The 12,897-nt window shown below is 41.6% G+C and carries 12 protein-coding genes; 3 read left to right on the top strand and 9 right to left on the bottom strand.

The features are described from left to right. Positions 1 to 6 precede the first annotated feature (6 nt). The 7 genes from SKC38_RS07790 to ytxJ all read right to left on the bottom strand — a co-directional run bounded on the left by SKC38_RS07790 (position 7) and on the right by ytxJ (position 7,202). On the bottom strand, positions 7 to 1,446 hold the full coding sequence (locus SKC38_RS07790; RefSeq protein ID WP_377976572.1) for an AAA family ATPase: 1,440 nt from the start codon (positions 1,444 to 1,446) through the stop codon (positions 7 to 9). A 1-nt stretch (position 1,447) separates the two neighbouring features. After that, positions 1,448 to 2,566 (bottom strand): vWA domain-containing protein, encoded by a 1,119-nt coding sequence (locus SKC38_RS07785; RefSeq protein WP_377976571.1) that lies wholly within the window; start codon positions 2,564 to 2,566, stop codon positions 1,448 to 1,450. 106 nt (positions 2,567 to 2,672) lie between these two features. After that, complete coding sequence (gene metK, locus SKC38_RS07780) at positions 2,673 to 3,929, bottom strand: methionine adenosyltransferase (RefSeq protein ID WP_377976570.1); 1,257 nt, start codon at positions 3,927 to 3,929, stop codon at positions 2,673 to 2,675. A gap of 69 nt (positions 3,930 to 3,998) precedes the next feature. Next, positions 3,999 to 5,183 (bottom strand): lycopene cyclase family protein, encoded by a 1,185-nt coding sequence (locus tag SKC38_RS07775; protein WP_377976569.1) that lies wholly within the window; start codon positions 5,181 to 5,183, stop codon positions 3,999 to 4,001. Next, positions 5,183 to 6,052 (bottom strand): lipoyl synthase, encoded by an 870-nt coding sequence (gene lipA / locus SKC38_RS07770; protein WP_377976568.1) that lies wholly within the window; start codon positions 6,050 to 6,052, stop codon positions 5,183 to 5,185. The genes SKC38_RS07775 and lipA overlap by 1 nt, the downstream gene beginning before the upstream one ends. A gap of 12 nt (positions 6,053 to 6,064) precedes the next feature. Next, positions 6,065 to 6,868, bottom strand: a complete 804-nt coding sequence (locus SKC38_RS07765) for a hypothetical protein (protein WP_377976567.1) — start codon at positions 6,866 to 6,868, stop codon at positions 6,065 to 6,067. Positions 6,869 to 6,875: 7 nt separating this feature from the next. Beyond that, the gene (gene ytxJ, locus SKC38_RS07760) at positions 6,876 to 7,202 is read right to left on the bottom strand and encodes a bacillithiol system redox-active protein YtxJ (RefSeq protein ID WP_377976566.1); all 327 of its coding nucleotides are present in this window, start codon (positions 7,200 to 7,202) and stop codon (positions 6,876 to 6,878) included. Between the two features lie 76 nt (positions 7,203 to 7,278). On the opposite strand from ytxJ, the gene SKC38_RS07755 reads away from it, so the two are divergent. Genes SKC38_RS07755 through SKC38_RS07745 form a run of 3 tightly spaced genes read left to right on the top strand, consistent with a single transcriptional unit; the run spans position 7,279 to position 10,335 of the window. Next, on the top strand, positions 7,279 to 8,508 hold the full coding sequence (locus SKC38_RS07755; RefSeq protein ID WP_377976565.1) for a 3-deoxy-D-manno-octulosonic acid transferase: 1,230 nt from the start codon (positions 7,279 to 7,281) through the stop codon (positions 8,506 to 8,508). Next, positions 8,499 to 9,431: a ribosome small subunit-dependent GTPase A gene (gene rsgA, locus SKC38_RS07750; protein WP_377976564.1), complete on the top strand. Its 933-nt coding sequence runs from the start codon at positions 8,499 to 8,501 to the stop codon at positions 9,429 to 9,431. Before SKC38_RS07755 ends, rsgA begins: the two co-directional genes overlap by 10 nt. Continuing rightward, positions 9,412 to 10,335 (top strand): ROK family protein, encoded by a 924-nt coding sequence (locus SKC38_RS07745; protein ID WP_377976563.1) that lies wholly within the window; start codon positions 9,412 to 9,414, stop codon positions 10,333 to 10,335. Before rsgA ends, SKC38_RS07745 begins: the two co-directional genes overlap by 20 nt. On the opposite strand, the gene SKC38_RS07740 is transcribed toward SKC38_RS07745, so the two are convergent. Both SKC38_RS07740 and SKC38_RS07735 read right to left on the bottom strand, forming a co-directional pair. Continuing rightward, on the bottom strand, positions 10,332 to 11,438 hold the full coding sequence (locus SKC38_RS07740; RefSeq protein ID WP_377976562.1) for an acyltransferase family protein: 1,107 nt from the start codon (positions 11,436 to 11,438) through the stop codon (positions 10,332 to 10,334). The two genes, SKC38_RS07745 and SKC38_RS07740, sit on opposite strands and share 4 nt — an antisense overlap. A gap of 2 nt (positions 11,439 to 11,440) precedes the next feature. Next, a complete protein-coding gene (locus tag SKC38_RS07735; RefSeq protein ID WP_377976561.1) occupies positions 11,441 to 12,889 on the bottom strand; it encodes a S8 family peptidase in 1,449 nt (482 codons plus the stop codon). Positions 12,890 to 12,897: the final 8 nt, after the last annotated feature.

Here is a 12,897-nt window from a genome sequence, read left to right as displayed (position 1 = left end):
TTTTTGTTATAGTATTCCTAGTAAATCTTTAAACTGAAATCCATCTTGTAAACGTTCTTTGCCCAATTTGTGATGTTCCGCTAGGGCCCACAGAACAAACTCTCCAACAAAATATCGATCCTTGGCAGCGGTCTCAGGTTGGTATTTCGAAACTAATGCATTCAGCGGTTTTAATTCGTCTAAAGTTGACTGGTAATCTTTGTCCGTTGATTCATCATATAACACAATGCCTCCATCGGAAAATACTGCCTCTAGCAAGTTACTGTAAGGACTATCTTCGATTTTCTTGCTTAGCTTTTCGATTTTAGGAAATAAGCCTGGAAGGAATGTTTTGATGGCTTGCCCAATCAGTTGTTCGGCAACAAATGCTGCACCTTCTTGTTCGCCTTCATAAACTAATTCCACCTTTCCTGTGATAGCTGGGATAATACCCATAAAATCGGCTAAACGAACTGTGGTATGTTTTTCCTTATTGAGCAATGCGCGTCGTTCGGCGGTGCTGACTAAGCTCTCCAACATAGAAATGCTCATACGAGCACTCACTCCACTTTTATGGTCAATGTACTCGCTTTGTCGGGCTTCAAAGATGATTTGCTCCAACAAATCATATGCTAAATTTGGGATATATACACGATCGCTTTGTGCAACATTGATGCGTGCCTCTTGGCTTGAAATCTTCCGAGCAATTGCGATGCTCTCTGGATAATGAGTTAAAATTTGAGATCCAATCCGGTCTTTCAAGGGTGTCACAATGCTTCCTCTGTTTGTATAATCTTCGGGATTCGCCGTAAAGATGAATTGTACATCAAGTGGTAAACGCAATTTGAATCCACGAATTTGAATATCACCTTCTTGCAAAATATTGAATAAGGCAACTTGGATACGAGCTTGTAAATCGGGAATTTCATTAATGACGAAAATACAACGATTCGCTCGTGGAATCATACCGAAATGAATGACCCTGTCATCCGCATAGGAAAGTTTTAAATTGGCCGCCTTGATCGGATCCACATCGCCAATTAAATCAGCAACGGTTACATCAGGTGTTGCTAATTTCTCCGCAAAACGATCATTTCGATGTAGCCAAGCGATGGGTGTTTGGTCGCCATGTTCTTCAATCAAATTGATGGCAAAGCGGGAGATGGGATTTAAGGGGTCATCATTGATTTCAGAACCTGCTACATAGGGAATATATTCATCTAACAGATTCATCATTAAACGAGCCAAACGTGTTTTTGCTTGACCACGTAATCCCAACAAGTTAATGTTATGACGCGATAAGATCGCGCGTTCTAACTCAGGAATGACCGAATTTTCAAATCCATGTACACCCTCAAATACCGTCGTTCCGGCCTCCATGTGCTTGATGAGATTATCGCGTAATTCATCTTTGATGGATTTACTTTGGTAGCCTGAAGCCTTTAATTCTCCTAAATTCTTAATCATCTTATTTGAGTCTTTTCTTTCTATTCGTTTCGTAATCTTGAAATATCATTTCCCCTAAGCCACGAAGGCCCGTGTAAAACGCTTTTCCTTGGTTGGCTTCCGTGAATTTATCCACAAATTGTTGGAGATACGGATCCCTTGCAATCATAAATGTCGTAATGGGAATATGTAATTTTCTAGCCTGCGCCGCCTGGGTGTAACATTTCTCCGTCACGTAGGGATCAAGGCCGTTGCTATTCATGTAATAGGTGCCATCCTTTTCACGCACGCAGCTCGGTTTCCCGTCGGTAATCATAAATATCTGTTTATTGGTATTTCGCTTGCGTCGTAAAATATCCATGGCCAACTGCAATCCTGCGACGGTATTAGTGTGGTAAGGTCCTACTTTTAGGTAGGGGATATCTTTGATGGAAATGCTCCACGCATCGTTGCCGAATACGAGTATATCAATGGTGTCTTTCGGATAGCGGGTAGTGATTAATTCAGCCAAAGCCATCGCCACTTTTTTTGCGGGAGTAATCCGATCTTCACCATATAAAATCATCGAGTGGCTGATATCAATCATCAAAACCGTACTCATTTGAGATTTATATTGCGTGTCTTCAACGACTAAATCATCTTCCGTTAATTCAAATTCTCCAATTCCGTGGTTGATTTGCGCGTTTTTAAGGCTTTCAGTCAGGGATATTTTTTCTAAGCTGTCTCCAAAGTGATAGGACCGGAATTCGCCAGTCAACTCATCGCCTTGGCCTGATGCTTTGGTTTTGTGATTTCCTGCGCCACTTTTATTAAGGTTGCCGAAGATATTTTCTAGGGCCGTTTGTCGGATCGCTCGTTCGGTTTTAGCCGTAATGCCTATTCCAGAACCCCCATTTTCGTCGATTTCTTCGCGGATATAGCCTTTGGCTTTTAAGTCTTCGATGAAATCTTCAATTGTGTAATTTTCATCCGTTAATTCATACTCTTTATCCAATTCACGCAGCCATTCGATGGCTTCATCAAAATCGCCGGAAGTATGGGTGATGAGTTCTTTGAAAATTCCGAAGAGCTTATCAAAAGGCGAAACGCTTTTTTCTTCGAATTCTTTGAAATAAAAACCTTTTTTGCCCGTTGTGCTCATGTTCTTCTTAACTCAATAACGCCTAAATTTGTTCAAATAAAGCCAAATTTATGTCATAAAAAAAGGTGCTCTTTGGGGGAGCACCTTTTCCTTATCGATTTGGAGATTAAATTCCGAATGCCGATTTAACTGCATCTACGTAATCTAATTTTTCCCATGTAAACAATTCCACTTCTTTCGTAACTTTTTGTCCAGCTGGTCCGTTGAATGTTTTCGTTACGACTTCGTTCTTACGTCCCATGTGGCCATAAGCAGCGGTCTCAGAATAGATCGGGTTACGTAATTTCAAGCGTTGCTCGATGAAGTATGGACGCATATCGAAAATAGCTTCCACTTTACGAGCGATTTCACCGTCTGTTAAGTCAATTTTTGCAGTACCATACGTATCGATGAACAAGCCACATGGTTTTGCAACGCCAATTGCATAAGAAACTTGAACTAATACTTGGTCACATAATCCTGCAGCTACCAAGTTTTTGGCAATGTGACGCGTTGCATAAGCCGCTGAACGGTCAACTTTTGAAGGATCTTTTCCAGAGAATGCACCACCACCGTGCGCACCTTTTCCACCATAAGTATCTACGATGATTTTACGGCCTGTTAAACCTGTATCTCCGTGCGGTCCTCCGATTACAAATTTGCCCGTTGGGTTAATGTGATAAGTAATCGCATCATTGAACAAAGCTTGCAATTCAGGCTTTAATTTTGCCATCACGCGAGGAATAACAATTTCAACGATATCCTTTTTGATTTTGGCTAACATCTCTGCTTCCGTAGCAAAATCATCATGTTGCGTTGAAACTACAATGGTGTCAATACGTTGTGGTGTATGATCGTCACTGTATTCGATCGTTACCTGCGATTTCGCATCCGGACGTAAGTAGCCAATTAAATTAGGCTCATTATTACGAATATATGATAGTTCTTGTAAGATTTTGTGTGCCAAATCCAATGCCAAAGGCATGTAGTTTTCTGTTTCTTTTGTCGCGAAACCAAACATCATTCCTTGGTCACCTGCACCTTGCTCTTCCGGTTTTGCCCGGTCAACACCTTGGTTGATGTCGGCAGATTGCTCATGAATAGCAGATAAAATACCGCAAGAATTAGCTTCAAACATGTATTCAGCTTTGGTATATCCGATTTTACGAATCACTTCACGTGTAATCGCTTGAACATCTAAATAGGTTGTCGTATTTACTTCACCCGCTAAAACCACCTGACCAGTTGTTACTAAGGTTTCACAAGCAACTTTAGATGTAGGGTCAAAGGCCATGAAATGGTCGATTAACGCATCTGAAATTTGGTCAGCTACTTTATCGGGATGTCCCTCGGATACTGATTCTGAAGTAAATAGATAAGCCATTGATTGTTTCTTTAAATGTTAAAAAATCGTGCAAATTTAAGATTAATATCTCGGGTCGGCAACCATTTATTAGTAAAAGGTTGGCCGTTTGAATACAATTTTGAAGAAGGCTTTCATGAAGGGCCAAGTAGGCACGCTGGTCATTAAGCGCAAATCTTCCCAAATGTTTGTTTGTTCATCCAGGAAGCGAAGCATCGTCTGAGCCGAATTCTTTTGAAACAATTTCTCAAACACCGTGCTACCTTTCACTTGTTGGTCTACCAAGACCTGAATGAAAATGCGGTCAAGTAATATTTTAAATCGTTTTTGATGAATAGCATGTGCGTTCTTGTTGTCCGATTCCAATTGGCCCACCAACTTTTTCAATAGCACTTGAGTCCGTTTAAATGAATATCCTGTACTCGCTTTGACGAAACCACCTGATGTGCCGATTTTAATGATTTTTTGATGCAAGTTTTGCGGGATCGCTACATAATTCATCGGAATAATGCCTTTTTCGCTTCCCTTTATTTCATAGTCATCGTCACTCAAGCCATAATAGGCGAGTAGGTAAGCTTTGATTTGTGCCAAATAGGCCTTCTCATCCAATAATTCACCTGAAAAAAAAGTATGTTCAAACAAGGCATTTCTCGTGCTGGTAGGCAATACATACATGAACTCACAGGCATTCGTAAAGGCAATTCGGAAATCGAATAAGGTTGCTTTGTTAGGATCAAAGAGTGGAAAATTCGTCTCGATGCTAAGTCCTACAAAATGTTGTTTTAGTTCTTTGGGATTTGTTAAATCACAAGGGTAGGGGCTAACGCTGTCAAAAATCTTTTCAGTCGCTTCGAAACGCCCTTTATCCGTAAGCACTTGAGCGAATTTTCCTTGGAAGTTAAAACCTTCAATTCTCGCCTGAATGAATTCGAATTTAGGGTTCTGATGAAGCTTTTCCTGAATTGCTTTTGTCCAAGTTCCACTTTCAATTTTCCGATAAACAAAGGGGGCAATCGTTAAATTGAGATTTTTGTTGGCAAAGGAATTAACTTCTAATTGTCCCCAACTATGTTCCGCAAAAACATCAAAAGGATGTGCTTCATCGCTCCAATAACTCCATGTTTTGGTTGCTTCATTACCCTGATCCAAGATTAAAATGCGCTCATATGTGAGCGAACTTTCGGATAAGTAATAAGCGAGTGAAAGTCCCGCCATACCCCCACCAGCGATGATGTAGGTATATTGTTTGGGATTTTCAATCGCTTCGTTAATCATTAGATATGTCTTTCAGCATGGTAGCTAGAGCGTACCAATGCCCCAGATTCTACATAAGCTAAGCCACGCTTTAGGCCCTCTTCTTTGTACATGGCAAATTTGTCGGGGTGTATCCATTCGATCACCTCATGGTGCATTTTCGTAGGCTGTAAATATTGCCCTAAGGTTAATACATCCAATCCATTCGCTACTAAATCATCCATTGCTTGGAATACCTCCTCTTGGGTTTCACCTAAACCTAGCATGATGCCTGATTTATTCCGTTTTCCAAATTCTTTCGTGCGTTTGATTTGTTCTAAACTACGTTCGTATTTTGCTTGTGGACGAACATAACGGTATAATCGTGCAACAGTTTCCATGTTGTGAGAAACCACTTCTTGTCCCCCTTCAATCATACGAATTAATGCATCCCAATTTGCCTTAACATCCGGAATTAAAGTCTCAATCGTCGTTGCAGGTGTTGTTTCCTTCACGGCTCGAACGGTTTGGTACCAAATTTCAGCACCTTTATCTTTTAGTTCATCGCGGTTAACCGATGTGATTACCGCATGTTTTACTTGCATCAAACGGATGGCCTCTGCTACTCGACGAGGTTCGTCTTCGTCATATTCTTGCGGTCTGCCAGTAGCCACCGCGCAAAACGTACATGATCGCGTACAAACATTCCCTAAAATCATGAAGGTAGCAGTGCCTTCGCCCCAGCATTCGCCCATGTTTGGGCAATTTCCAGATTGGCAAATGGTATGCAATTTATATTCATCCACGAGTTTACGCACCTTGGTATAACTTTCACCAATAGGTAATTTGACACGAAGCCAATCAGGTTTACGATTTGCAGGTACGGGATTTACTTGAGGTAATTCAATCATTTGATAGGCGTTTTAATGACTCTTTCCAAAGAAAAATGTCAGGTATCCGGTCGTATAAACACCGCGACCCTCGGTTTGGTTTAACATTTCGATTGGTTTTGTAAAATAATCCAAACAAAATCCGAGCTCCAAGCTCATGTGATTTTGCTTAAAGGATTCCAATTCAAGGTTTAAAGCGGATTTTACGTGCCATCCGGGTACAGGCTTGACTTCTGAAAATCCATTTAAAAAACTCGCATCGCCGATGATAAATGCCTTAGGATAGGAATTGTCTAAGGTTTTAGCATAAGGTACAGCTAAGGTTGTCGTTTGTGTGGTGGCAGTATTTGTGTAAGAAATATCAACGTAATAAGGCTTCTGCAATCCAATACTAGGACCTGTAGTGAAAATTCCTTTTAACGCGGGCCCTCCCTCTGCAGATTTCTGTAGTAAAGTCCATCTTCGTCCGTATTCCGGGCGGATAACAATTAATTGATTGAGTTTTCCTTCGATATAGGACCGACCATTGTATGAATATGGGGAGGTGAATTCCCGATAATCCTTGATGATGTCTGCATCGATTTGGGCAAATGATTGGCTTTTACCTTCATTTAACCAATATCTTCGGAAACTAAATCCGCCAATAATTCCTGAATTTGTTGTCGTACTAATTCCGATTGCCCAGGTACTCGTTAGTTTCTCTGAGGGCAGTTTCGTTTGCTTACTAGGCGTTTGTTTGCTCGGTATTTGCAGGGTACTTTCTGCCGACGTCGATTTCCTTTGGGCCCATGAGCTCAAGGAAATAAATAGGCAAGAAAGAAAGAAGCAGTACCGCATATTTTTTTTACAAAAAAGGTTTGATTTCATCCATAGCAATGTCCCAATGGGTTGCGGAATAGCTGCATTTTCCATGGTTAATCACCAAGACTTGTGGCGATTGATGTTCCACACCAAATTTTTCAGCAATAGCCCCAGAAATAGGACGATATGCAATTAAATCAAGGTAATAAGCTGGGCTTTCTTCTGCATCCCAAGCACGTTCTAAACGACTTAAAGCCGTAGAAGAAATGGAGCAACGGGTGCTATGTTTGAAGATCAAGGTAGGCTTCGTTTCCGAAAGGTGAACAATTTCTTCGAGTTGGGCTTCAGTAGTTAGGGGAATCCATTGCATTTGTTGAGGCAGATTGCTGCTTATTTAGTAATTTTATTGATTCAACTTCAAATTTAGTAAAAACTTGATAGTTTGCTTGTATTCTTTTGCCTTGTTTTTATACCGACAATTAGTCAGGCTTGTTTCCTATGTGAAGCCTAAAGCTCAATTGTGGAATGAAGGGCAAAATTCGGTTTGGGAAGGCTTGGAAAAAGCTTTGTCCCACAATACTCGGCCGGTAGTTTGGTTTCATACCGCCTCTTTAGGTGAATATGAACAGGGGAAACCTGTCATGGAGGCTTATCGAGCTCAATATCCCGACCATTTTATCTTAGTAACTTTTTTTTCACCCTCCGGATATGAGGTACGGAAAAATGCTAAAGACATTGATTTTGTCAGTTATTTGCCTTTAGATGGGGCTCAGACCAGCGAACGTTTCCTTCATCTCGTGAAACCGAAGGTGGCGATATTTGTCAAATATGAATTATGGTATTTTTATTTGCGTGGACTTCGGAAGCGAAGCATTCCCACGATTTTGATCTCAGCCATATTTCGACCTAATCAAGTGTTTTTTGCTTGGTATGGAAGGTTTTTCCGTTCGCTATTAACGTGCTTTACTCAGATTTTTGTGCAAGATGCTTCCTCGAAGGCTTTATTGGATGGAATAGGTTTGGAGCAAGTGCAAGTAGGTGGAGATACCCGATTCGACCGTGTGGTGCAGCATTTGCGTCATCCCAAACCCTGGTCGGTGTTAGATCAATTTATTGACAATCGGGCATTTATGGTGCTCGGTTCTGTGTGGCAGGCCGATATGGATGTCTTGATTCCGTTAATTAATTCGAAAGAATTTCCGTTTCAATGGGTCATTGTTCCGCATGAAATTCATGCAGATGAAATGAAACGATGGGAATCTGCGATTCAATTGCCCGTTCAATATTCAAAAGATGCCGCCGTTTCTGGGGCACAAGTATTGATTGTCAATGAAGTGGGTTATTTAGCCCAGATTTACCGTGGAGCTTCTTTTGCTTATATCGGAGGAGCCTTTGGTGCTGGATTGCACAATACCTTGGAGGCGAGTGTGTATGGGCCAACGGTATTTTTTGGAAATAAAAATTACACTAAATTTAAAGAAGCGCGCGATTTGGTTGAATTTGGTTTGGCCTATCCCATTGAAGATACAGTAAGCCTGAAGAACAAAATGCATGAGATTTACGATGCCGAAGACGTGTTTGTGAATAAACAAGTTCAGGCGCGTACATTCGTAGCGCTTCAAGCTGGGGCAACACAAAAAATTATGAATTACCTGAATGAAAAGCCATGGAATTAAATAAAGGTCTCATCATGCGATCAACGGGTTCCTGGTATGAAATTCGTTCGGAATCGGGGAAGGTTTTTGCCGGCCGACTGAAAGGTAAGTTCAAATTAAAAGGTCCGAAAACATCGAATCCCATTGCGGTAGGGGATCATGTTTTGTATGCCGTGGAAGATGCAGCAAATGAGACGGTGGTGATTGAAGAGATTCTTCCTCGGACCAATTACATTATTCGGAAGTCGGTGCATAAGACCGCGCAAGGGCAGTTGATGGCGGCAAATGTTGACCAAGCGATTTTCGTGATGACCCTGAAATCTCCGAAAACATCCTTAGGCTTTTTGGATCGATTTTTGGTAACTGCGGAGGCTTTCCGCATTCCGGTTCAAATTGTATTCAATAAAATGGATTTACTCACTGAAGCTGAACAAGATCAGGTGTTTGAATATGCCGCATTATATCAAGAACTAGGTTATGGTATCTTGTTTACCTCCATTCCGGCGAATCAAGGCGTGGAGGAATTTAAAGCTATTTTTCAAAACAAGGTTTCCTTATTAGCGGGCCATTCCGGTGTAGGGAAATCCAGTTTAATGAATTTAGTCGCTCCGGGATTACAAATTAAGACCAAAGAGATTTCGGATTTTGCCCAAAAAGGTGTTCATACCACGACCTATGCAACGATGTGGGAAATGAACCCTGGGACCTATTTGATTGATAGTCCAGGGATCAATGAGATGGGCGTGTTTGAAATGGAAAAAACGGAATTAGCCCATTATTTCCCTGAAATGCGCGAGCTTTTGGGCGAATGTAAGTTTAATAATTGCTTGCATTTATCAGAACCCGCTTGTGCGGTTCGAAAGGCTGTGGATGATGGTGAAATCGCGGCGAGTCGTTATTTAAGTTATTTAAGTATTTTCGATAATGAAGACAACCGACGCTAATTTATGGGGGATTGATTTGGGCGGTACCAAGATCGAATGTGCAGTCTTGAATGCTTCGAATCCTGCTGAAGTTTTGATCCGTGAGCGTATCGATACTGAAGCGAGTGAGGGCTATGAGCATATCTTAAGTCAAGTCAAATTATTGGTAGATCGTGTTTCTTCCCATTTAGGGCATGGTCCCACGCAGATTGGTTTTGCTACGCCGGGTGTTCTGAATCCGCGTACGCAAACAATGAAAAACTGCAACACCGTATGCATGAATGGGAAACCCATGGCTGCGGATTTAGCTGAAATTTTGCAATGTGAGGTGAAACTTGCGAATGATGCGAATTGTTTTGCCCTTGCAGAAACCTTGCTTGGGGCAGTTCAGGACGTTAATCCGAATGCCGAAATGGTTTTTGGAATCATCATGGGTACGGGCGTTGGAGGTGGTTTGGTTGCCCATGGAAAAGTAGTCAATGGCCTACATGGCATCGGTGGCGAGTGGGGACATAATATTTTAGATGAAGAAGGCCCTGCCTGTTATTGTGGGAAGTCGGGCTGCGTGGAGCATGTCATCTCTGGCCCAGCGCTCGAAGCGTTTTATGCGCATCTAACGGGTTCTGCCAAACGTATGCCCGAGATTATGCGACTATATGAAGCCAAATCAGATTCGGCTGCAACAGCTACGGTCGAACGCATGTTGGAGAATTTCGGTCGGGCAGTTTCTACATTAATCAATGTCATTGACCCTGAGGTGATCGTTATCGGGGGAGGTTTAGGTAATATTGATTTGTTATATACAGAAGGTTACGATCGAATCCGAAAATACATTTTCAATTCAGGCGAGGTATTAACGCCAATTGTAAAGCCAAAATTGGGCGATAGCGCGGGTGTTTTTGGCGCCGCAATGCTATTTGCTTAGACCTTTAAGAACCACTTTTTGCGGTAAAAAACATAGCATATAACCCAGCAAACGAGAACAAAGCTGATGGCAAAGGCAAGTGATCCGTTGTATTTTCCCAATACCGGTTCGAAAATATGCCAATATAGCCACGATCCTAAGTCGGTAACACCATTCCCTTCCGGCATGTTAATTTTGCCCATTTGAATAGCTAAAACTTCCGAAATGGCATAGGCTAAAATCGAATTTGTCCCAAAAACCAAGAAGAATTTATTAGCAAAATGGCGTTCTTTTGTTTCGACCCACCAACTTAACAATCCAATTAAAATAAAGTCAATCCCTGCACAGAGCAATACAAACGAACTCGTCCAAAGTTTTTTGTTGATTGGGAATGCTTTATCCCAAATTAATGCGATGGCAATCAATGCGATTCCATAAACCAATAAATTCGCTAAGGGAGACTTATTAATCGCACGTTGTTTTTCAAGAAACACACTGGCTTGATAGCCCAAAAGACAGGTGGAAATAGCAGGTAAGGTGCTTAATAATCCTTCGGGATCAAAGGGAATACCATTGCCATGATATAAGTGGTTTGGCCCGAATAAAAATAAATCTAATTTCAATACCGCGTTCGTGCTTAATTCATAGGGGGCATTCGTGTCGCCAATAAATGCCATGATGCCCCAATAAGCTAGCAAAATCAAGACATTAATACGGGTTAACCAATTCGAAGGAACATTTAATGTAATAAATGAAACGGCGCAATAGGAGAGGGCGATGCGTGGTAATACATTCAGAAAACGCATTTTTTCAAATGAGAAATCCGTGAATGGGAAATAGAAAATCACGTAATTGATTAAAAAAAGCATCAAGGTACGTTTAATGATTTTCGATCGAACGCGAGGGGTAAGAGAATAGTTAAATGACTTGAATGAGAAGCGCATGGCAACCCCAACCATGAATAAGAAAGTAGGGAATACGAGATCTGTTGGCGTGAAACCATGCCATTTGGCATGCATTAATGGGCTGTATGTAAAGTTGCCGTTTCCTGAAGTATTAACGAGAATCATCCCCGCTAATGTGATACCGCGTAGGATGTCTAAAGACAAAAATCGTGTTTTCATTATTAAAGGTTTAGCAGAACAGGTATGGTTTGGCTACCTGAATCGGATGTAAATCTAAAATAATATTTTCCAGAAATGAAAGGAGGTAAAGAAATTTCTGAAATAGGCGTGATGTTTGTAAAGCTTTGTATTACAGCTCCTTGTGAAGAAATGATCTCTAGGCTAAGTGATTTCGATTGGTGTTCAATATGGATTGCCTGACCTGCGGCAACTGGGTTAGGGAAGATGCGTATCGATTGATTAATCACGGGTTCTACGCCTAAGATTGGGTTAATGATTTGACTTGCTCGGTCAAAATGTGGGGTTCCATAACCTAAAAAATTGTCCGGTTTTAGTGCCAAAGTGCCCGATTTTCGAAGCGCCTGCATGATTTCCCAAGCATTTATTGTTGGATGTGCTTGAACTAAACCAGCTGCTAAGCCTGCGACTAAGGGTGCCGAGAAAGAAGTTCCACTGAATGCATTGATGGTTCCATTGGGTAAGCTGCCAATCGTTGCAAGGCCCATCGCAGCAATGTCAGGCTTGATCCGATTGTCAAAGCTAGGGCCAATGGAACTAAAAGAAGCGCGAAGTCCCGTTCGGTCTACGGCCGCAACACTTAAAATAGAATCTGCATCAGCCGGAGATGAAATGTATTTCCAGTTTGAAGAACCCTCATTTCCTGCCGATATGGTACAAATGATTCCCCGTTGGCTTGCCCAAGTGGCCGCTTTGGAACTCAGCGCCGTTTTTCCATCCATATCCCGGTAGGTATGGTCGTATTTAGGGTTATCAAAAGTGGTATACCCTAAGGAGGAACTTAATACGTCTGTTCCTAAGCTATCAGCCCATTCGGCGCCTCGAAGCCAATTGGCCTCTTCAATTAATAATTCATGATCACTTTCTTCGGTTTGCGCCAAAGCAAAATTGGCCATATAGGCCGTACCATAAAGTTTTCCATTCGCTTGCCCGCCAATGGTACTTAAGACTTCTGTTCCATGTGAGCCCCCATTGTACACATTTTTTTCGGTTGGGTCAGTTGCCAGCGTAGCCAAAACTCTTTTTTCAATAAATAAGGGTGCTAAAACGGGCGATAAGTTGGCATCTAGGAAGCCATCGTCCAACAAGGTTATCAAGGTATTCTCACCATGGAAGCCCTTTTGGTGCATGATATCGACACCAATTTGTGTCAATTGGGCAAATGATACACCATAATCCGAAGGAGACTCATTAGCAAGTTTACGAAAAGCTGCATTGACTTGGATTCCCCCGACAGAGTCTAAAGCCATGTTTTTGTAACAGCCTTTAACAGATGGGATTTCTAGAATTTTTTTAAGTGTTGGTGGATCCGTTTTAATCACCGCACCATTGATCCATTTTAAGGGATAGAGAACTGTAGCACCTTGGGTGATTACCTGATTGATGTAATTGGTACTTACGGGTAAATCTTGTTCTGTGAGTTTAATTTGCATTTTAGCGC

The organism is Aquirufa echingensis, from assembly GCF_042714525.1.
GTDB classification, from domain to species: Bacteria; Bacteroidota; Bacteroidia; order Cytophagales; family Spirosomataceae; genus Aquirufa; species Aquirufa echingensis.
Note: the sequence above shows the minus strand (reverse complement) of the source record. Positions and strands in the feature narration are given on the sequence as shown.

What these genes read in the sequence shown, in the direction of transcription:
- lipA (WP_377976568.1), bottom strand. Translation starts at nt 6,052, where the DNA reads ATGATTGAATTACCTCAAGTAAATCCCGTACCTGCAAATCGTAAACCT.
- rsgA (WP_377976564.1), top strand. Translation starts at nt 8,499, where the DNA reads ATGGAATTAAATAAAGGTCTCATCATGCGATCAACGGGTTCCTGGTAT.
- SKC38_RS07745 (WP_377976563.1), top strand. Translation starts at nt 9,412, where the DNA reads ATGAAGACAACCGACGCTAATTTATGGGGGATTGATTTGGGCGGTACC.
- SKC38_RS07740 (WP_377976562.1), bottom strand. Translation starts at nt 11,438, where the DNA reads ATGAAAACACGATTTTTGTCTTTAGACATCCTACGCGGTATCACATTA.
- SKC38_RS07735 (WP_377976561.1), bottom strand. Translation starts at nt 12,889, where the DNA reads ATGCAAATTAAACTCACAGAACAAGATTTACCCGTAAGTACCAATTAC.
- SKC38_RS07765 (WP_377976567.1), bottom strand. Translation starts at nt 6,868, where the DNA reads ATGCGGTACTGCTTCTTTCTTTCTTGCCTATTTATTTCCTTGAGCTCA.
- SKC38_RS07790 (WP_377976572.1), bottom strand. Translation starts at nt 1,446, where the DNA reads ATGATTAAGAATTTAGGAGAATTAAAGGCTTCAGGCTACCAAAGTAAA.
- ytxJ (WP_377976566.1), bottom strand. Translation starts at nt 7,202, where the DNA reads ATGCAATGGATTCCCCTAACTACTGAAGCCCAACTCGAAGAAATTGTT.
- metK (WP_377976570.1), bottom strand. Translation starts at nt 3,929, where the DNA reads ATGGCTTATCTATTTACTTCAGAATCAGTATCCGAGGGACATCCCGAT.
- SKC38_RS07775 (WP_377976569.1), bottom strand. Translation starts at nt 5,183, where the DNA reads ATGATTAACGAAGCGATTGAAAATCCCAAACAATATACCTACATCATC.
- SKC38_RS07785 (WP_377976571.1), bottom strand. Translation starts at nt 2,566, where the DNA reads ATGAGCACAACGGGCAAAAAAGGTTTTTATTTCAAAGAATTCGAAGAA.